The organism is Kitasatospora sp. NPDC093558 (genome assembly GCF_040683475.1).
Taxonomy (GTDB): domain Bacteria; phylum Actinomycetota; class Actinomycetes; order Streptomycetales; family Streptomycetaceae; genus Kitasatospora.
The window spans coordinates 1-18,848 of sequence record NZ_JBFBDY010000093.1 but is presented as its reverse complement, the minus strand read 5'-3'; the positions used below and the strand labels follow the sequence as shown (position 1 = coordinate 18,848).

The window sequence follows — 18,848 nt, the reverse complement described above, 5'->3', positions numbered from 1 at the left end:
CTCGTGGACGCCGGGCGCAGCGGCGCCTACCGGCTCTGACGGCTGCCCGCTCGGGGAGCGGCGTCAGGAGGCCGCCGGGACGCGCTCGACGACGCTCAGGCGCGTCAGCGCGTGCGGCTGGACGAGACCGGGCAGCAGCAGCGTCCACAGGTCGGCGATCCGCTCGATGAGGTCCTGCCGGTCGGTCAGCACCTGGGAACTCAGCTGGATGCCGGTGACGGCCCCCTGCATCACCAGGGCCGCGCCGCGCAGGTCGATCCCCGGGTGCAGCTCCCCGGCCTCCTGGGCCCGCTCCAGCAGCTCCCGCGTCGCGTCCGACCAGCCCTGGTAGGCCGCGACCTGGGGCTGGGTGAAGCTGCCGTGCTCGATCGTCAGCCGGATGCTGCCGCGCACCAGGACGTCGTCCTGCAGGGCCCGGGCGAACGCGTACGAGAGGTCGATCACCGTCTGCATCGGGCTGTCGGAGGACGGTTCCCAGGTGGCCAGCCAGGCGCTCTGGCCCTCCAGGATGACGGCGAGCGCCAGCTCCTCCTTGGAGCGAAAGTGGAAGTACAGCGCGCCCTTGGTGACGCCGGCCCGATCCAGGATGTCGGACATCGTGGCGGCGGCGTAGCCGCGCTCGTCGAACACCTCGGCCGCCGCGAGGAGTACCGCCTGGCGGGTCGCCAGTGCGCGGGCCTGCCTGGCCATCGCAGCCTCCCTGGATAGTTCTGGTACCTCGGCAGCGGCCGATCCTATGGGGGCCGACGGGCGGGCGGGCCGCATACCGTCCAGTAGGTATCCTACCGAGCCGCTCGGGACCCGGTCCGGGGGCTTCCCCCGGCCGGGCGGCCGGACGGGTGCGAACGGCGCAGACGCGACGGCCGGCCACCCCGTGGGGTGACCGGCCGTCGGGGGAGTTCCCGGACCGTCAGGCGGCCTGCTGCCAGCTGACCGGCGAGTAGTAGGCCGGGCGGCGCTCCAGGCGCTGCCAGTTGGCGATCGGCTCGACCGGCGCGATGGCGGCGGCCTGCTGCGCGGCGGCGGCGCGTGCCATCAGGACGGCGGTGAGGGCGGCCAGCTCCTCGTCGGAGACGGAGCCGCGGACGATGCGGACGAGGGGTTCGGCGGAAGCGGTCATGGTGTGTGGTTTCTCCCCCGGGCTGTGGTGTGTGGTCTCGCTCGGTGCCGCGCGCTGTGGGGACGCGAGGCCTTCCGGGTGCTGCTGCGACGCGGTGGCCCGCGACCGCTACATCGGCGGGTTGCCGTGCTTGCGGCTGGGCAGGTCGGCGTGCTTGGTGCGGAGCATGGCGAGTGCCGAGGCGAGCACCTCGCGGGTCTCGGCCGGGTCGATGACGTCGTCCACGAGGCCGCGCTCGGCCGCGTAGTACGGGTGCATCAGCTCGTTCTTGTATTCCTTGATCTTCTGGGCGCGCATGGCGTCCGGGTCCTCGGCGCCGTTGATGTCGCGGCGGAAGATCACGTTGGCGGCGCCCTCGGCGCCCATGACGGCGATCTCGTTGGTCGGCCAGGCGTAGGTGAGGTCGGCGCCGATGGACTGGGAGTCCATGACGATGTAGGCGCCGCCGTAGGCCTTGCGCAGGATCAGCGAGATGCGCGGCACGGTGGCGTTGCAGTACGCGTACAGCAGCTTGGCGCCGTGGCGGATGATGCCGCCGTGCTCCTGGTCGACGCCGGGCAGGAAGCCGGGGACGTCCAGCAGGGTGACCAGCGGGATGTTGAACGCGTCGCACATCTGGACGAAGCGGGCGGCCTTTTCACTCGCATTGATGTCGAGGACGCCGGCCAGCGACTGCGGCTGGTTGGCGATGATGCCGACGACGTGGCCGTCGACCCGGGCCAGCACGCACAGGACGTTGGTCGCCCAGCGCTCGTGGACCTCCAGGTACTCGCCGTGGTCGACGATCTCCTCGATGACCTTGCGCATGTCGTACGGGCGGTTGCCGTCGGCCGGCACCAGGTCGAGCAGGCTGTCGTTGCGGCGCTCGACCGGGTCGTCGCTGAGGACGGGCGGCGGCATCTCGCGGTTGTTCTGCGGCAGCAGCGACAGGAGGTAGCGGACCTCCTCGATGCACGACTGCTCGTCGTCGTAGACGAAGTGCGACACGCCGGACACGCCCGCGTGGACGTCGGCGCCGCCGAGGCCGTTCTGGCTGATCTTCTCGCCGGTCACGGCCTGGACGACGTCCGGGCCGGTGATGAACATCTGCGAGGTCTCGCGGACCATGAAGACGAAGTCGGTCAGCGCGGGGGAGTAGGCGGCGCCGCCGGCGCAGGGGCCGAGCATGACGGAGATCTGCGGGATGACGCCCGAGGCCTTGGTGTTGCGCTGGAAGATGCCGCCGTAGCCGGCGAGGGCGGTCACGCCCTCCTGGATGCGGGCGCCGGCGCCGTCGTTCAGCGAGACCAGGGGCGCGCCGGCCGCGATGGCCATGTCCATGATCTTGTGGATCTTCTGGGCGTGGGCTTCGCCCAGGGCGCCGCCGAAGATCCGGAAGTCGTGCGCGTAGGTGAAGACGGTGCGGCCGTGGACGGTGCCCCAGCCGACGACGACGCCGTCGGTGTGCGGCTTCTTGGCCTCCAGGCCGAAGCCGGTGGCGCGGTGCCGGCGCAGCGGCTCCACCTCGTGGAAGGAGCCCTCGTCCAGGAGCAGGTCGATGCGCTCGCGGGCGGTCAGCTTGCCCTTCGCGTGCTGGGCCTCGGTGGCCTTCTCGCTCGGGCCGCGCCGGACCTTCTCGCGCAGTTCGTGCAGCTCGGCGACCCGACCTCGGGCGTCGGCCGGAATCTCCGGGATCTCGCCGCCGACCGGCGCCTCATGCACAACCGTCATCTCGAACCACTCCAAGGGTGAGGGAACTGTCCGACAGCCAACGTCTGCTGTGCCCCCGGCTGCGAATCACTTTCTTCACTTATGACTGTACGAGGGGCCGTGCGCTGGTTTCGGCGTCGATTCCGTACAAGGTCGGGAGCGTTTGGCTGTCAGGCCTGCACAGAAGCGACCGGGCCTCACCCGCTGCGCTCGGTGTCCGTTCGAATACCGGGGGTTGTCGGACAGATGATGGTCCGATGATCTGAGCATGAAGGAAAGCGCAGGTCAGGGCCGTCACCCGGGAGCGTAGGGCAGCCGTCTGGGGCCCCGCTCAAGCGTCGCTAAAGTCTGGTGGGACGACCAGGGGGAGTCGTGGTAGTGGGGCCGCAGTCGTAGGGAAGCGCCAAAAACGCCACAGCCCACCCGGCGCCTGCCTGGTGGGCTGTCCGAGCGATCCCCCGAACGGGCGGGGTCAGGGCTGAGGCGTGCCGTTAACGTCCGTCCTCCGGCTCGTCCTTGCCGCGCAGTTCGCGCTCGCGGCGGCGCAGGTCCGCCTCCCACTGCTTGAGCATGTCCTCGTGCTCGTTGTCGTTCTTCTTCAAGGAGGCGAGGAACTCCGGGTCGTCGTCCGGCGCCGGCGGACGGCCGCCGCGCGGGCGCTCGTGCCCCGGATGGCCGGGGGCCCGCACGCCGCCCGTGGTCCGCACGCCGCCGCGCTGCTTGCCGGCCACCAGCCAGGCGATCGAGCCGACCAGCGGGAACAGCAGCACGATGATCACCCACACCACCTTGGGCAGGTGCTTCACCTCGTCCTCGGGCGTGGTCAGGCAGTCGATGAAGGCCCACACCCACAGGGCGAGCGGGACGACGATGGTCAGGATCCTGAGCACGGCGGCGATCTCCCCCGGCGACGACTGGACGGGCTGGGACTGGCTGCGTCCTGGGGCCCTCCCCGGGGGCCCTTGACGAAGCCAGGCTATCGGGTGGCGGATACTGACTGGCATGGCATACGACGATCTCCGCTCGTTTCTCCGGGCTCTCGACCGCGAGGGCGACCTCAAGCGCATCAAGGCGGAGGTGGACCCCCACCTGGAGATCGGCGAGATCGTCGACCGCGTGCAGAAGGCCAAGGGCCCGGCGCTGCTCTTCGAGAACGTCAAGGGCTCGTCGATGCCGCTCGCGATGAACGTCTTCGGCACCGAGCGGCGCCTGGCCAAGGCGCTCGGCCTCAAGGGTCCTGACGACATCTCCGAGAAGATCGCCGGCCTGCTCAAGCCCGAACTGCCGCAGGGCTTCACCGGCTTCCGGGACGCCTTCGGCAAGCTCGCCTCGATGGCGCACGTGCCGCCGCGCAACGTCAAGGACGCCCCGGTGCAGGAGGTCGTGCTCACCGGCGACGACGTCAACCTGGACGAGCTGCCCGCGCTCTTCACCTGGCCGCTGGACGGCGGCTCCTTCTTCAACCTGGGCCTCACCCACACCAAGCACCCGGACACCGGCATCCGCAACCTCGGCCTGTACCGGCTCCAGCGGCACGACCGCCGGACGATCGGCATGCACTGGCAGATCCACAAGGACAGCCGCAACCACTACGCGGTGGCCGCCAAGCGCGGCGAGCGCCTCCCGGTCGCGATCGCCTTCGGCTGCCCGCCGGCCGTCACCTACGCGGCCACCGCGCCGCTGCCGGGGGACATCGACGAGTACCTGTTCGCCGGGTTCGTCGCCGGGGAGCGCGTGCGGATGGTCGACTGCAAGACCGTCCCGCTCCAGGTGCCGGCCGACGCCGAGGTCGTGCTGGAGGGCTGGCTGGAGCCCGGCGAGATGCTCCCCGAGGGCCCGTTCGGCGACCACACCGGCTTCTACACGCCGCAGGAGCCGTTCCCGGCGCTGAAGATCGACTGCGTGACGATGCGCCGCCGCCCCCTCCTGCAGTCCATCGTGGTCGGCCGCCCGCCGACCGAGGACGGCCCGCTGGGCAAGTTCACCGAGCGGTTCTTCCTGCCGCTGCTGAAGATCATCATCCCGGACATCGTCGACTACGACCTGCCCGAGGCCGGCGGCTTCCACAACTGCGTGATCGTCTCGATCGACAAGAAGTACCCGAAGCACGCCCAGAAGACGATGCACGCGATCTGGGGCGCGCACATGATGTCGCTGACCAAGCTGATCATCGTGGTGGACGCGGACTGCGACGTGCACGACTACCAGGAGGTCGCCTGGCGGGCCTTCGGGAACGTCGACTACAGCCGCGACCTGACGGTCGTCGAAGGCCCGGTCGACCACCTCGACCACGCCTCCTACCAGCAGTTCTGGGGCGGCAAGGCGGGCATCGACGCGACCCGCAAGCTCCCCGAGGAGGGCTACACCCGCGACGGCGGCTGGCCCGAGATGGTCTCGTCCGACCCGGCCACGGCCGCACTGGTGTCGCGTCGCTGGAAGGAGTACGGGCTGTGAGCACGGCCGCCGTCGAAACCCCGGGGCGCACGAAGGCCTTCCTGCGCCTGGTGATGATCGAGCACTCGGTCTTCGCCCTGCCCTTCGCCTACGTCGCCGCGCTGACGGCCATGTTCCTCGCCGACCAGCGGGTGCACTGGGGCCAGCTGTTCGTCGTCACCGTCTGCATGGTCGGCCTGCGGACCTTCGCGATGGCCGCGAACCGGATCATCGACCGCGAGATCGACGCCCGCAACCCGCGCACCGCCGGGCGCGAACTCGTCACCGGCGCCGTGTCGTTGAAGACGGCGTACACCGGCTCGGCGGTCGCCCTGGTGGTGTTCCTGGGCGCGGCGGCCATGCTGAACCCGCTGTGCCTCGCGCTCGCGCCGGTGGCCGTCGTGCCGATGGTCGTCTACCCGTACGGCAAGCGGTTCACCGACTTCCCGCAGGCGATCCTCGGGCTGGCGCAGGCGATGGGCCCGGTGGGCGCGTGGCTCGCGGTGACCGGCAGCTGGTCGTGGGAGGCCGTCGTGCTCGGCGGCGCGGTCGGGATCTGGATCGGCGGGTTCGACCTCATCTACGCCTGCCAGGACGTGCAGTCCGACCGCCACGGCGGCGTGCGCTCGGTGCCGGCCCGCTTCGGCATCCCGGCGGCCATCTGGGGCGCCCGCGTCTGCCACCTCGTCACCACGGGCCTGCTGGCCTGGTTCGGCGTCCTCACCGGCGCCGGCGCCGCGTTCTGGATCGGCCTGTTCGTCGTGGCCGGCGCGTTCGTCTACGAGCACACGATCGTGCGCCCGAACGACCTCTCCAAGCTCAACCGCGCCTTCTTCCAGACCAACGGCTTCGTCGGCATCTCGCTGTTCTTCTTCGCCCTGGTGGACCTGATCATCCGGGGCCTCGGCATCTGACGGTCAGGCCGATGCCCGGCGGGCGAAGGCCGGCGCGTGTTCCGGCCGCGGGCCGAGGGCGATCAGGCGGGACGGGATCTGCCGGAAGCCCGGCACGTAGCGGGCGAGCAGGACGAGCCGGGTGGGCGGGCCGACCCGGCGGCCGGAGAGGACCGGGGCGAACATCACCTCGTGCAGGAGCCGCTGCATGCGCTGGATCACCACCATCGGCAGCCACCTCCGCCGCTGCACCCTCGCCAGGTCGGCGGTGGTGACGCGCCCGCGCCGCAGCGGTTCGGCGAGCAGCGCGGCGGTGGCCACCGCGTCCTGGATGGCGAGGTTGATGCCCACCCCGCCCGCCGGGGACATCGCGTGGGCGGCGTCGCCGATCAGCAGGAGGCCGTCGGTGTGCCAGCGGTGCAGCCGGTTGAGCCGGACGTCGAGCAGGTGGACGTCGTCCATGCCGGCCAGCTGGTCGACCCGGTCCGCGTACCGCGGCATCAGCCGGGCGATGCGGGCGCGGAAGCGCTCGATGCCTTCGGCGCGGAGCCGGGCGTCGGCGCCCTTGGCGGTGAAGTACGCGATCTGGAAGTAGTCCTCGCGGGTGAGGCTGATCGCCAGCTCGCCCCGCCCGAAGGCGGGCGCCAGGTTCGGCGGGACGCCCTGCTCGTCGGCGTGCCGGGGCAGCCGGAACCACCAGGTGTCGAACGGGACCGGGAACTCCTCGGGCACCAGGCCGGCCTCCCGGCGCAGCGTCGAGTGCCGGCCGTCGGCGGCGACGGTGAGCGCGGCGCGGATCTCGCCCTCCTCGCCGTCCCGGGTGCGGTAGCGCACCCCGGCGACCCGGCCGCCCTCCCGGATCAGGCCGGTGGCCTCGGTGTTCATCCGGACGGTGAACGAGGGCTCCTTCTTCGCCTGCTCGACGAGGAAGTTGAGCAGGTCCCACTGCGGGATCATCGCGATGTAGTTGTACGGAGCGGGCAGCTTCTCGAAGGCGCTCAGCGCGACGTCGCCGACGCCCGCCACCGGCACGACCATGTTGCCGAGCCGGCTCTGCGGCAGCTTCGCGAACTCGCGGCCGAGCCCGAGCTCGTCCATCAGGCGCACGGTGGACGCGTGGACGGTGTCGCCGCGGAAGTCGCGCAGGAAGTCCCCGTGCTTCTCCAGCACGGTCACCTCGACGCCGGCCCGGGCCAGCATCAGGCCCAGCATCATGCCGGCCGGTCCGCCCCCGGAGATGACGACGCTCATGGCAGTTCTCCCCTCAGTGCCTGGCTGGTCACTCTCTGCGTGGAACTTGCATGAACAGGCTCTCTGGAACCGTCCCAGGTGTCAAGTAGTACGATGCTCCACATGAAGGATCTGGTGGCCGCGGCGCTCGCGGCGGCGAAGGAGCGCGGCCGGGACGTCGCGGACGTCCCCCTGACGGCGATCGCGACGGCCGCCGGCATCTCCCGCAGCACGCTGCTGCGCCGCCTCGGCGGCTCCCGGGGCGCCCTGGACGAGGCCGTCCGGCAGGCGGGTGTCGACCCGGGCGGGCGGCGCCCGGTGCGCGAGCGCGCGATCGACGCGGCGGCCCGGCTGGTGGCCGAGCGCGGCCTGGGCGGGATCACGCTGGACGCCGTCGCGGACCGCGCGGGCTGCTCGCTGCCGAGCCTGCACGCCGTCTTCGAGGGGCGCGACGGCCTGCTCGCCGCCGTCTTCGAGGAGCACGGCCCGCTGCCCGACCTGGAGGCCCTCGCGGCCGATCCGCCGGAGCGCCTGGAGGACACCGTGCGGGCGCTCTACCGGCTGTACGCGGCGGCGCTGGAGCACGAGCCGCGGGTCGTCCCGGCGGTGTTCGCGGACCTGTTCAGCCGTCCGGACGGCCCGGCCGCGCGGATGATGACGGCCCACCTGCCCCGGATGGTCGACGGCCTGGGCCGGCTGCTGCTGCCGCACGTCGAGGCGGGCCGGCTGCGGCCGCTCCCGATGCCGGTGCTGGTCCAGCTGCTGCTCGGCCCGATGATCAACCACGTGCTGCTGCGGCCGGTCCTCGAATCCGTGCTCGGCGCCGGGCTGCCCTCGCGGGACGAGACCATCGAGCTGTTCACGCAGGCCTACCTGCGGGCCGTCACGCTGCCCTGAGGCACGAACTCCCCGTCCACCGGCGAGAATCGGCCACGGAGAACACCACCGGAGGACGGAGACGACCGTGATCGGCAAACTGCAGTGCCTGGTGCTCGACTGCCCGGACCCGGCCGCGCTGGCCCGCTTCTACGCGGGCCTGCTGGGCGGCGAGGTCGACCGGCCGGATCCGCGCTGGACGCTCGGCGACGGCTGGTCCACGCAGCACCTCGAAGGCGGCATGGTGCTCTGCTTCCAGCGCGTCGCCGACCACCGCCCGCCCCGCTGGCCGGATCCCGAGCACCCCCAGCAGGCGCACCTGGACGTCGACGTCGAGGACCTGGACACCGCCGAGCGCGAGGTGCTGGCGCTCGGCGCCGTCCGCCTGCGCGACGTCGGCGGCTGGCGGATCTTCGCGGACCCGGCCGGACATCCCGTGTGCTTGATCCGGGGCTGACGGCCAGTCAATTCACTTGATGGCAACGGCCTTCAGGAGAGCGTCAGCCGGTCGCCCACGCTCAGCCGGCCGGGGGCGGCGACCTCCGCGAGGGCGTCGAGCCGGCCGTCGTGGGCGGCCACGATGGCCTTGAGGAGCTCCGGCGCGTGCGGGAGCCCCGGCTGGGCGGCGGAGGTCATCGCGCAGCGCTCGCTGGAGCGGACGAAGGCGAGCCGGGCGCCGTCCGGGGCTTCGGTGCGGCCTTCGCGGCCGAACCAGGTGTCCTCGACGAACGGCGGGGTGCCGGGCGGGGTGCGCAGCACGATGTTGGGGCGGAACCGGCGTTCGTCGACGACGGTGAGCGGGGCGGCCTCGCGGGCCCAGTCGAGGGTGGCGGTGGTGATCACGCTGACCGGCAGCTGGTCGAAGTGCGAGACGGCGTCCTCGCGGGCGAGTTCGACGTCGTCGCGCTGCAGGTAGGCGCGCAGGAAGGCGGTGGGGTCGGCGACCGGGCGGCCGAGCGGGTCGAGCAGTTCGGGGCCGTCGAGCCGGTGGCCGAGTCTGGAGGAGAGCCGGAGCAGGCCGTCCATCCGCCGGAAGCGGCGGGTGTTCTTGCCCGAGCCGAACCGGCCGGCCGCGTCGCGGACGGCGTAGAGGCGGTCGCCGGCCAGGCCGCGCCGCTCCACCTCGACGGAGTCGAGCCGCTCGCCGCCGGTGGACTTCACGGGGTAGCGCCAGAGTCGCTCGATCACTCCGATGATCTCTGCCATGAGCGGACAGCGTACCGGCGGGTCCGGGGGATGGTCTAGACCAAGCCCCGGCAGGGCAGTTGGCCGGAACCGGCCGGTCCCGGAACACGGCCGGAGCCGCTCTCACCCGAGCCGCGCCACCGCCCTGACCGGGGCGCCGTCCGCCGCCACCAGGCGCAGCGGGAACAGCGACACCTCCACCGGCAGCCCGGCCTCCTGGGCGTCCAGCAGGGCCCGCAGGTCGGTCAGGTTCTCCGCGATCACCCCGCCGCCGGGCGCCCCCAGGAGCACCCGGTGCGCGGCCAGCGTCGGCTCGCCGGCGGCCGGCTGGTCGTGCTCGTCGGTCAGGTCGGCCAGCAGCGCGGCCACCGCCGGGTCGCCGGGCCCTGGGTCCGGGGTGGGGTCGACGCTCAGGGCGTCCACGCCGACGGTGCGGAACCCGGCGGCGACGATCGCCGCGGCCGCGTCGGGGGTCAGGCTCGGGTGCGCGAAGTACGCGTCGGTGCCCCAGTGCCGGGCCCACCCGGTGGCCAGCAGCAGGACGGACCCTTCGCCCGCCCGCTCCAGCGCCGGCGCGAGCAACTCGGGCGTGACGGCCGCCCGGGGATCGAGACCGCGCAGGTCGGCGACCACGGCCGGGCCCGTGAAGCGCTCCAGCGGGAGCCCGTCGAGCGTCGGCCAGGTGACGTCCACGTGGTACGGCGCGTCCACGTGCGTCCCGGACTGCGAGCCGAGGTGCAGGGCCAGCACGTTCACCCCGGCGGTCGCGGTGGTGAGCGCGGGCTCCAGCACGACGGCCGGATCGCCGGGGTAGACCGGCATCGCGGTGGTCACCTGGTGGGTGAGGTCGACGAGGGTCGCTGCCATGGCCTCATCCTCGCAGGGGGACGCGCGGATGCGGCCGCGCCGGGTGGGGCCGGATAGAAATGGCCCATGGCAACAGTGAAGCGTCAACCGTGGGTGGTCGGGGTCTCGGGTGCGTCCGGGACGCCGTACGCCGCGTCCGTGATCCGTGCGCTGCTCGCGGCGGGGGAGTCCGTCGACCTGGTCGTCAGCCGCGCCGCGCGGCTCACCATCCTGGACGAGACCGGCATCTCCTTCCGGGACGCGCACTGGCGGGCCGACCTCGCCGCGTGGCTGGGCAGCGACGAGGGCCTGGACGACGTCCGCCACTGGTCCGCGGGGGACTTCGCGGCCGGCCCGTCCAGCGGCTCGTACCCGGCCAAGGGCATGCTGGTCGTCCCGGCGACCACCGGTGCGGTGGCCGGGATCGCGCTCGGCCTGAGCAAGGACCTGCTCCAGCGGGTGGCCAGCGTCACCCTCAAGGAGCGCCGCCCGCTGGTCGTGTGCGTGCGCGAGACGCCACTCAACGGGGTGACGTTGAAGCACCTGGTGGAACTGGACGCGCAGGGCGCCGTCGTGCTCCCCGCGTCGCCCGGTTTCTACGCGGGCGGCTCCACCGTGCGCGAACTCGTCGATTTCGTCGCGGGGCGGGTGCTGGACGCCGTCGGCGTGCCGCATTCCCTGTACCTGCGCTGGGAAGGGGAGTTGGGCGCGGCGGCGCGCCGGGACGCCGGCGGCGCACCGGCGGCGGCTGAGGGGGAGTGAGGAGGCCGGGGGCAGGAGAGTATGTTCTCTGCGATATCCGGGTTGGTCCCTGCACGGCGCCTTTGAATCCGGATAATGATCTGTGGGTCTGGTGAGGTTCGGAAGGACGCGGACGGTATATGGACACGGTGGACAGACAGCTCATCCAGGCGCTCCGGGAGAACGGCCGTGCGTCCTACGCCGAGCTGGGCCGGCTGGTCGGACTCTCCGGCCCGAGCGTCACGGACCGCATCAACCGCCTGGAGCAGGCCGGTGTCATCACCGGCTATAGGGCGACGGTCAACCCGGCCTCGCTCGGCTTCGGCGTCACGGCGCTGATCGGCCTTCAGCTGACCGACGCGGCCGACCACGACGACGTCGGGTTCCGGCTGAAGGACCTCAACGAGGTCGAGGACTGCTGGTTCATCGCGGGTGACGACTCCTACATGCTCAAGGTCCGGGTGGCCGACGTGGCCGGCCTGGAGTCGGTGGTGAAGCGGATCTCGGGCACGAAAGGCGTGGCCCGCACCCGTACCACCGTCGTACTCTCCACGAAGTGGGAGAACCGGGTGAGCGAGCTCCCCCCCGAAGGAGAGTGACGTCATGGCACTGGTCGGCCTGGAGGAGCTGCGCGCGGCCCGGGAGCGGATCGCGGGGGTCGCGGTGCGCACCCCGCTGGTCCCCGCCCCGTGGGCGGCCGGGGGCGGGCGCCGCCTCTGGCTGAAGCCGGAGAACCTCCAGCCGACCGGTGCCTTCAAGACCCGCGGCGCCTACAACCGGCTGGCCGCGCTCACCGAGGACGAGCGGGCCCGCGGGGTGGTCGCGCAGTCGAGCGGCAACCACGCGCAGGCGGTCGCGTATGCGGCACAGCTGCTCGGCATCAAGGCCGTCATCGTCATGCCGGACACCTCTCCCGCCGTCAAGGTGGAGGCCACCCGCGGCTTCGGCGCCGAGGTGATCCTGGTGGCGCCGGGCGAGCGGGACACGCTGCCCGGCGAACTGGCCGAGCGGCACGGCTACGTGTGGGTGCCGCCGTACGACGACCCGTTCATCATCGCGGGCCAGGGCACGGTCGGCCTGGAGATCGCCGAGGACGCCCCGGCCGGGCTGGACACCGTCCTGGTGCCGGTCAGCGGCGGCGGCCTGATCGGCGGGACGGCGGCCGCGCTCAAGCTCACCCGCCCGGAGATCCGGGTGGTCGGCGTCGAGCCGGAGCTGGCGGCGGACGCGCGGGAGAGCCTGCGCACCGGCCGCCGGGTCGAGTGGCCGGTCGCCGACACCTACCGCACCATCGCGGACGGCCTGCGCACCCCGTCCGTCGGGAAGCTCCCGTACGAGCACCTGACGGCCTACGTGGACGACATCGTCACCGTCACGGAGGACGAGATCCGGGCCACCGTCGCCCTGCTCGCCCGCCGCGGCCGGCTCGTCGCCGAGCCCTCCGGCGCGGTCGCCCCGGCCGCGTACTTCCACCGCGCCGAGCAGACCGGCGGCCGGGCGGTCGCGGCCGTCGTGAGCGGCGGGAACATCGAACCGGCACTGCTCGCGGAGCTGCTCTCGGCATAGGCGTACGCTCGTTCCGGCAAGGAATCGAAGTCGGAGGAGGCGGGGCACCGCATGGACGCAGGGCTCAAGCGCGAGCTGGAGGCGAAGGTCTACGCGGGTGAGCGGCTGACCCGCGAGGACGGGATCGCGCTCTACGAGAGCGACGACCTGGCCTGGCTGGGCGGCCTGGCGCACCACGTGCGGACGCAGAAGAACGGCGACGTCGTCCACTTCAACGTCAACCGCCACCTCAACATGACCAACGTGTGCAGCGCGTCCTGCGCCTATTGCTCGTTCCAGCGCAAGCCGGGCGAGAAGGACGCGTACACGATGCGCATCGAGGAGGCCGTCCGCCTCGCCAAGGCGATGGAGGTCGAGTCCCTCACCGAGCTGCACATCGTCAACGGCCTGCACCCGACCCTGCCCTGGCGTTACTACCCGCGCTCGCTGCGGGAGCTGAAGGCGGCCCTGCCGAACGTCTCGCTGAAGGCCTTCACCGCCACCGAGATCCACTGGTTCGAGAAGATCAGCGGCCTGCCCGCGGACGAGATCCTCGACGAGCTGATCGACGCCGGCCTGGAGTCGCTGACCGGCGGCGGCGCGGAGATCTTCGACTGGGAGGTCCGCCAGCACATCGTCGACCACGACACCCACTGGGAGGACTGGTCGCGCATCCACCGCCTGGCGCACAGCAAGGGCCTCAAGACGCCGTCCACCATGCTGTACGGCCACATCGAGGAGCCCCGCCACCGCGTCGACCACGTGCTGCGGCTGCGCGAGCTGCAGGACGAGACCGGCGGCTTCCAGGTCTTCATCCCGCTGCGCTACCAGCACGACTTCCACGACTCCAAGGACGGCGTCGTGCGCAACCGCCTGATGGCGCGCACCGAGATGGCCACCGGCGCCGAGGCGCTGAAGACCTTCGCGGTCTCCCGGCTGCTGTTCGACAACGTCCCGCACGTCAAGGTCTTCTGGGTGATGCACGGCGTCACCACCGCCCAGCTGGCGCTCAGCCACGGCGCGGACGACATGGACGGCTCGGTGGTCGAGTACAAGATCACCCACGACGCGGACAACTTCGGCACCCCGAACAAGCTCGGCCGCGACGACCTGCTCGGCCTGATCCGCGACGCCGGCTTCCGCCCGGTCGAGCGCAACACCCGCTACGAGATCATCCGCGAGTACGAGGGCCCCGACCCGATGCGCCGCGAGACCCCGCAGGCGATGCGCCTCTGACCTGCCCCCACCTGCACGTTCCCGTCCCCCGGGCCGCACCGCCGGCCCGGGGGACGGGCGTCTTCACAGGTCCCGTCCATCGCCCGGGTTTACCAACGGGTACGCCGTTTGGCAGGATCGGCCCCATGTCCGGTTCACATCGCGCCACCACGTACCTGCCGTACGAGCCGATGCAGGAGCCGGTGTACGGGGTGCCACAGCAGCCGCACGAGCCTCCGCACGAGCCGTCGTATGGCTCCTACGAGGCCTACGGGGAACCGGTTTACGAGGCCCCCTACGGCGAGTACCAGCCGTACGGGCAGCCCGCTGACGGGTACTTCGACGCGTACGACCAGCCGTTCCAGGCGTACGCGCAGGCGCCCCAGGGCTTCGAGGACTTCGGCACGCCGGAGCCGCTGTACGAACCGGAGCCGCTGTACGAGCCGGAAGCGGTGTACGAGCCGGAGCCGCTGTACGAGCCCGAGCCCGCGTCCCAGGCCGCCGCCGCCCCCGTCGTGGGCGCCAGGACCGCCGCCCGGGGCCACCGCCGCAAGGCCAAGAAGAAGCGTCACGGCAAGGCCGTGATGGCCGGCACCGCGCTGCTGGTCGCCGCCGCCGCGGGCTGGTACACCGTCGGCCAGGACGCCGCCAAACCCGGCGTCACCACCGCGGACGGCCCCGGCCCGGAGGGCGTCAGCACGCCCGACCAGCCCGCCCCGGCCGCCGCCGCCCAGGCCGCCGCGGACCGGCAGGTCCAGACCCCGGCCGCCGGGCGCAGCGAGACCCGCGACGACGGCTCGGTGGCCGCGATACCCGGCCTCGGCGCGTCCTTCACCGCCCGGATACCCGCGCAGACCAACCAGGTCGTGGTCGCCACCGGCCAGGGCAAGGACACCGACAAGAACAGCGTCACGCTGTGGACCAGGACCCCGGAGGGCCGCTGGCTGGCCGGCGAGACCTGGCAGGGCCACAACGGCAAGAACGGCTGGACCACCGACCACAACGAGGGCGACCTGCGCAGCCCGATCGGCGTCTTCGCGCTCACCGACGCCGGCGGCCGCAACGCCGACCCCGGCAGCAAGCTCCCGTACGACAAGGACCCGAGTTTCGTGGTCTCCGGGACGGGTTTCTTCGGCGACCAGCTGGCCGGCTCGTTCGACTACGTCGTGGCGATCAACTACAACCGGGTGCCCGGCAACTCGCCGCTCGACCCGCGCCGGCCCGACGGCAGGTCCAAGGGTGGCGGCATCTGGCTCCACGTCGACCACGACGGCCCCACCCACGGCTGCGTCTCCATCCCCGAGGACAAGATGGCGCAGCTCATCCGCACCCTCGATCCGGCCGCCCACCCGGTGATCGTCATGGGCGACGCGACCTCGCTCGCGGCCTGACACCGGAGCGGACGGTCCGGCCGCGGGCGAAGCGGAACCCCAAGTGCCGCAACGCCCCTTGTCGGCCTCCTACAGTTCGCGGGGGCGGATCCTGTAGCCGATGGTGCCCGGCTGACCAGCGGGTAACCCGGTTGCATGGCAGCATGAGCGGTTCGCGCATCGTGGCACTCGGTCACTACCAGCCCCCCAAGGTCCTCTCCAACGACGACCTGGCGACGCTCGTCGACACCACCGACGAGTGGATCCGCACCAGGGTGGGGATCAGGACCCGGCACATCGCCGAGGGCGAGACCCTCGTCGACATGGCCACCGAGGCGGCCCAGAAGGCGCTGGCCCGCAGCGGCCGCACCGCCGACGAGATCGACCTCGTCGTGGTCGCCACCTGCACCGCCATCGAGCGCAGCCCCAACACGGCCGCCGCCGTGGCCGCCCGGCTGGGCGTCCGGGCGCCCGCCGCCTACGACATCAACACCGTCTGCTCCGGCTTCTCCTACGCGCTGGCCACCGCCGACCACGCGATCCGGGCCGGTGCGGCCACCCGGGCGCTGGTGATCGGCGCCGAGCGGATGTCCGACACGCTCGACTGGACCGACCGCTCGACCTGCGTGATCTTCGGCGACGGCGCCGGCGCCGCGGTCGTCGAGGCCCAGGAGGACGGCGCCGAGCCAGGCATCGGCCCGGTCGTCTGGGGCTCCGAGCCGGAGAAGGGCGACGCCGTGGTGATCACCGGCTGGGACCCGGTGATCAGCCAGCAGGGCCAGTCGGTCTTCCGCTGGGCCACCACCCAGCTCGCCCCGCTGGCCCGGCAGGCCTGCGAGCGGGCCGGGATCGACCCGTCCGAGCTGAAGGGCTTCGTGCCGCACCAGGCGAACCTGCGGATCATCGACGCGATCGCCAACAAGCTGGGCGCCCCCGACGCGGTGGTGGCCCGGGACGTCGTGGAGTCCGGCAACACCTCGGCCGCGTCCATCCCGCTGGCCTTCTCCAAGCTGGTCGAGCGCGGCGAGCTCGCGCCCGGCGACCCGGTCCTGCTGTTCGGCTTCGGCGGTGGCCTGGCCTACGCCGGCCAGGTGGTCCGCTGCCCCTGAGGCGGCACCGGACACCGTCCCCGATGCCCCGACTCGTCCGTGGCAAGCATGCCGGTGGGCGGGCACCCTGTGTGAGGGGTGCCCGCCCACCGGCATGTCTGGCCCTGGCGCGCTGCGGTACGTCGGCGGACCTCCCCCGAGGACACGGCCGCCGTCCGTCGTTCCCCGGACAGGAGGCCGGGGCTGCGCGCGGGCGGATGGTCGGATGAGCGGATGGTCTACTTTGGCGCCTTCTTGCCGGTGACGCCCAGGTACACCAGGGGAGCGAGGTTGGGCTTGAGGTCCTTGACCTTGACGCCCCAGGAGGTGAAGGCCTTCTGGTGCTCGGCCGCCGAGGCGAGCAGCGAGACCAGGGCCCCGGAGACGGCGTTGGGATCGAGCGACTTGTCGGCCTGTCCCTTCGCCTGGAGTTCCCTGACGGCATCCGCGAGTGGCTTGGCGACCGCGTTGAGGACGGTCATGCGGATCTTGAAGAACCGCTTGTCCCCTTCGGCGGCACCGAGCGTGACCACTCGGAGAATGGCGTCGTTCTTGCGCCAGAAGGCGAGGAATCCGTCGACCAGTTCTTCCGAAGTGGTCGGTCCGGACTTCCCTGCCCAGGACTTTCCGGCCACCAGCTCTTTGAGGGTGTCGGCGTCCTTGGCCATTTCCTCGGCGATTTCGAGGACGGCGCCCTCGACATCCGGGAAGTACTGGTAGAAGGTCGCGGGGGAGGTACCCGCCATACGGGCGACGTCGATGACCTTGACGTCCCGATAGGGCGACGTGCTGAGCATCTCGCGGAGGCAGTCGAGCAGCTTCTGCCGCGTCTCCTGTCCGCGTCGCCCGGCGACGCGACCGTCGACGGTGCGAACTTGTCCTGTCATGCCGTCAGCTTACCGTGGCACGATCTTGGCGCGATTCGGTGATGCGACTATTACTCCGCTCGGGGGTTGCTATAGGGGCATGAACCACTTCGGACGGATATTCACCGCGTCTCGATGTAGCCCCCCCGTGTGCTTTCGATCTCACAGCGTGACGGCGAGTCCGCTGAGGGGTGGTCGGGTGACAGAGCGTGACGGAGATGGGTGGTGGACGACCTGCGGTTCCCGAGGGCGCCGCAGGGCCCGGACGCAAGCCGCCGCCGGATCGGGCGTCAGAATCCGGCCGTTCCGCCGCCACTGACCTGGCGGTGCCGTCCGCGGGGCCCCTGCCGGTCCTGGGCGGGGGAGGTTGGAGATGGGCCGGGCGGCCATGGAGAATCGGGTCCGGCACCACGCGGCGGGTGCCTGGACGGGGAGGTGGCAGCGGAGTGGACCAGCTGACGGCGCACGATCCGAGGCGGATCGGGCCCTTCGAGGTGCTGGGGCGGCTCGGCGCGGGCGGGATGGGCCTGGTCTACCTGGCGCGCTCCGCCTCCGGCCGGCGGGTGGCCATCAAGACCGTCCGGGGGGAGCTGGCCGAGGACGAGCTGTTCCGGGTCCGCTTCGCGCGGGAGATCGCCGCGGCCAAGACGGTCGGCGGCTTCTACACGGCGGCCGTCGTGGACGCCGACGCCGACGCGCGCGTGCCCTGGCTGGCCACCGCCTACATCCCGGCGCCCTCCCTGGAGGACCTGGTCGAGGAGTGCGGCCCGCTGCCGGTGGACGCCACCCGCTGGCTGGTCGCCGGCATCGCCGAGGCGCTGCAGTCGATCCACGCCGCCGGACTGATCCACCGCGACCTGAAGCCCTCGAACGTCCTGGTGGTCGAGGACGGCCCGAAGGTGATCGACTTCGGCATCGCGGCCGGCGTCTCCAGCACCCGGCTCACGATGACCAACGTCGCGGTCGGCACCCCCGCCTACATGTCGCCCGAGCAGGCCCGCGACAGCCGGACCGTCCGGGGCGCCAGCGACGTCTTCTCGCTCGGCTCGCTGATGGTCTTCTGCGCCACCGGGCACCCGCCCTTCCGCGGCTCGAACCCGGTCGAGACGGTGTTCCAGCTGCTGCGCGAGCAGCCCGACTACTCGGGGATGCCGGTCGAGCTCATGGACCTGGTCCGCGCCTGCATGCGGCCCTCGCCCGAGCACCGGCCCACCCCGGCGCAGATCCAGGCGGAGCTCGCCCCGCACCTGTTCTCCCGGGACGACGCCTCCGGCGAGGCCGGGGACTGGCTCCCGGCCAACGCGCTGGAGCTGATCGAGCGCAAGCGCGGGCGGCGCCAGCCCGCCGCGCCGCCCGCACCGCCGGCCCCGCCCGCGCCCCCGCAGGGCACCGGGCCGCTGCACCCGGCCGAGCCGCCGTCCGCCCCGGGCCCGCACGGGCACCCGCAGCCCCAGCCGCACTCGCAGCCGCACCAGCAGGTGCCGACGCAGCGCCCGGGCCACGAGGACCCGCGCACCCAGCACCCGGGTGGCCACGTCCCGCCGCCGCTCGGGCCGGTGCACGCCAGGCCCGGCCAGCTCTCGGAGGCGGAGATCGCCACCGAGAAGATCCGCTCGCCCAACAAGCACCGCGCCCCCACCGACGGCGGCGCCGCCGAGGTGCGGCTGCCCGGCGCGTCCGTGCGGATAGGCCCGGGCCCGCGGGCCGAGCACGAGCAGACCGGTCCCGGCGCCGCACCGGCCGAGACCGAC

At 72.3% G+C, this 18,848-nt stretch carries 19 protein-coding genes; 11 read left to right on the top strand and 8 right to left on the bottom strand.

The genetic code is table 11. The features are described from left to right. Nucleotides 1-63 precede the first annotated feature (63 nt). From AB0O00_RS12700 to AB0O00_RS12685, 4 genes are all read right to left on the bottom strand, one after another. Nucleotides 64-690: a ScbR family autoregulator-binding transcription factor gene (locus tag AB0O00_RS12700; RefSeq protein ID WP_363650984.1), complete on the bottom strand. Its 627-nt coding sequence runs from the start codon at nucleotides 688-690 to the stop codon at nucleotides 64-66. 220 nt (nucleotides 691-910) lie between these two features. Beyond that, nucleotides 911-1,120 (bottom strand): acyl-CoA carboxylase subunit epsilon, encoded by a 210-nt coding sequence (locus AB0O00_RS12695; protein ID WP_363650982.1) that lies wholly within the window; start codon nucleotides 1,118-1,120, stop codon nucleotides 911-913. Nucleotides 1,121-1,228: 108 nt separating this feature from the next. Next, on the bottom strand, nucleotides 1,229-2,830 hold the full coding sequence (locus tag AB0O00_RS12690; protein ID WP_363650980.1) for an acyl-CoA carboxylase subunit beta: 1,602 nt from the start codon (nucleotides 2,828-2,830) through the stop codon (nucleotides 1,229-1,231). A gap of 470 nt (nucleotides 2,831-3,300) precedes the next feature. Next, a complete protein-coding gene (locus tag AB0O00_RS12685; protein ID WP_363650978.1) occupies nucleotides 3,301-3,699 on the bottom strand; it encodes a PLD nuclease N-terminal domain-containing protein in 399 nt (132 codons plus the stop codon). 112 nt (nucleotides 3,700-3,811) lie between these two features. Between AB0O00_RS12685 and AB0O00_RS12680 the strand changes: the two genes are divergently transcribed. Next, complete coding sequence (locus AB0O00_RS12680; RefSeq protein ID WP_363650976.1) at nucleotides 3,812-5,263, top strand: menaquinone biosynthesis decarboxylase; 1,452 nt, start codon at nucleotides 3,812-3,814, stop codon at nucleotides 5,261-5,263. After that, nucleotides 5,260-6,156, top strand: coding sequence for a menaquinone biosynthesis prenyltransferase MqnP (gene mqnP, locus AB0O00_RS12675; protein WP_363650974.1), 897 nt, complete (start codon nucleotides 5,260-5,262; stop codon nucleotides 6,154-6,156). Before AB0O00_RS12680 ends, mqnP begins: the two co-directional genes overlap by 4 nt. Nucleotides 6,157-6,159: 3 nt before the next feature. On the opposite strand, the gene AB0O00_RS12670 is transcribed toward mqnP, so the two are convergent. Further along, nucleotides 6,160-7,386 (bottom strand): FAD-dependent oxidoreductase, encoded by a 1,227-nt coding sequence (locus AB0O00_RS12670; protein WP_363650972.1) that lies wholly within the window; start codon nucleotides 7,384-7,386, stop codon nucleotides 6,160-6,162. A 102-nt stretch (nucleotides 7,387-7,488) separates the two neighbouring features. On the opposite strand from AB0O00_RS12670, the gene AB0O00_RS12665 reads away from it, so the two are divergent. Together AB0O00_RS12665 and AB0O00_RS12660 are read left to right on the top strand one after the other, a co-directional pair. Continuing rightward, a complete protein-coding gene (locus AB0O00_RS12665) occupies nucleotides 7,489-8,262 on the top strand; it encodes a TetR/AcrR family transcriptional regulator (protein ID WP_363650971.1) in 774 nt (257 codons plus the stop codon). A 67-nt stretch (nucleotides 8,263-8,329) separates the two neighbouring features. After that, the gene (locus AB0O00_RS12660; protein ID WP_363650970.1) at nucleotides 8,330-8,698 is read left to right on the top strand and encodes a VOC family protein; all 369 of its coding nucleotides are present in this window, start codon (nucleotides 8,330-8,332) and stop codon (nucleotides 8,696-8,698) included. 32 nt (nucleotides 8,699-8,730) lie between these two features. On the opposite strand, the gene AB0O00_RS12655 is transcribed toward AB0O00_RS12660, so the two are convergent. Continuing rightward, the gene (locus AB0O00_RS12655) at nucleotides 8,731-9,447 is read right to left on the bottom strand and encodes an MOSC N-terminal beta barrel domain-containing protein (protein ID WP_363650968.1); all 717 of its coding nucleotides are present in this window, start codon (nucleotides 9,445-9,447) and stop codon (nucleotides 8,731-8,733) included. A gap of 102 nt (nucleotides 9,448-9,549) precedes the next feature. Then, complete coding sequence (locus tag AB0O00_RS12650) at nucleotides 9,550-10,293, bottom strand: cyclase family protein (protein WP_363650966.1); 744 nt, start codon at nucleotides 10,291-10,293, stop codon at nucleotides 9,550-9,552. Between the two features lie 66 nt (nucleotides 10,294-10,359). Here AB0O00_RS12650 and AB0O00_RS12645 point away from each other — a divergent pair, with 66 nt between their 5' ends. The 6 genes from AB0O00_RS12645 to AB0O00_RS12620 all read left to right on the top strand — a co-directional run bounded on the left by AB0O00_RS12645 (nucleotide 10,360) and on the right by AB0O00_RS12620 (nucleotide 16,252). Then, nucleotides 10,360-11,034: a UbiX family flavin prenyltransferase gene (locus AB0O00_RS12645; protein ID WP_363650964.1), complete on the top strand. Its 675-nt coding sequence runs from the start codon at nucleotides 10,360-10,362 to the stop codon at nucleotides 11,032-11,034. 119 nt (nucleotides 11,035-11,153) lie between these two features. After that, nucleotides 11,154-11,612 (top strand): Lrp/AsnC family transcriptional regulator, encoded by a 459-nt coding sequence (locus tag AB0O00_RS12640; protein WP_363650963.1) that lies wholly within the window; start codon nucleotides 11,154-11,156, stop codon nucleotides 11,610-11,612. A gap of 4 nt (nucleotides 11,613-11,616) precedes the next feature. Continuing rightward, the gene (locus tag AB0O00_RS12635) at nucleotides 11,617-12,579 is read left to right on the top strand and encodes a threonine/serine dehydratase (protein ID WP_363650962.1); all 963 of its coding nucleotides are present in this window, start codon (nucleotides 11,617-11,619) and stop codon (nucleotides 12,577-12,579) included. 51 nt (nucleotides 12,580-12,630) lie between these two features. After that, nucleotides 12,631-13,794 (top strand): aminofutalosine synthase MqnE, encoded by a 1,164-nt coding sequence (gene mqnE, locus AB0O00_RS12630; protein ID WP_363650961.1) that lies wholly within the window; start codon nucleotides 12,631-12,633, stop codon nucleotides 13,792-13,794. A 125-nt stretch (nucleotides 13,795-13,919) separates the two neighbouring features. Further along, nucleotides 13,920-15,164 (top strand): L,D-transpeptidase family protein, encoded by a 1,245-nt coding sequence (locus tag AB0O00_RS12625; RefSeq protein WP_363650960.1) that lies wholly within the window; start codon nucleotides 13,920-13,922, stop codon nucleotides 15,162-15,164. Nucleotides 15,165-15,307: 143 nt separating this feature from the next. Continuing rightward, nucleotides 15,308-16,252, top strand: coding sequence for a beta-ketoacyl-ACP synthase III (locus AB0O00_RS12620; RefSeq protein WP_363650959.1), 945 nt, complete (start codon nucleotides 15,308-15,310; stop codon nucleotides 16,250-16,252). A gap of 218 nt (nucleotides 16,253-16,470) precedes the next feature. On the opposite strand, the gene AB0O00_RS12615 is transcribed toward AB0O00_RS12620, so the two are convergent. Beyond that, nucleotides 16,471-17,118 (bottom strand): TetR family transcriptional regulator, encoded by a 648-nt coding sequence (locus AB0O00_RS12615; protein WP_359964992.1) that lies wholly within the window; start codon nucleotides 17,116-17,118, stop codon nucleotides 16,471-16,473. Nucleotides 17,119-17,543: 425 nt separating this feature from the next. Between AB0O00_RS12615 and AB0O00_RS12610 the strand changes: the two genes are divergently transcribed. After that, on the top strand, nucleotides 17,544-18,848 hold a 1,305-nt coding region (locus tag AB0O00_RS12610), incomplete at its 3' end, for a protein kinase (RefSeq protein WP_363650957.1).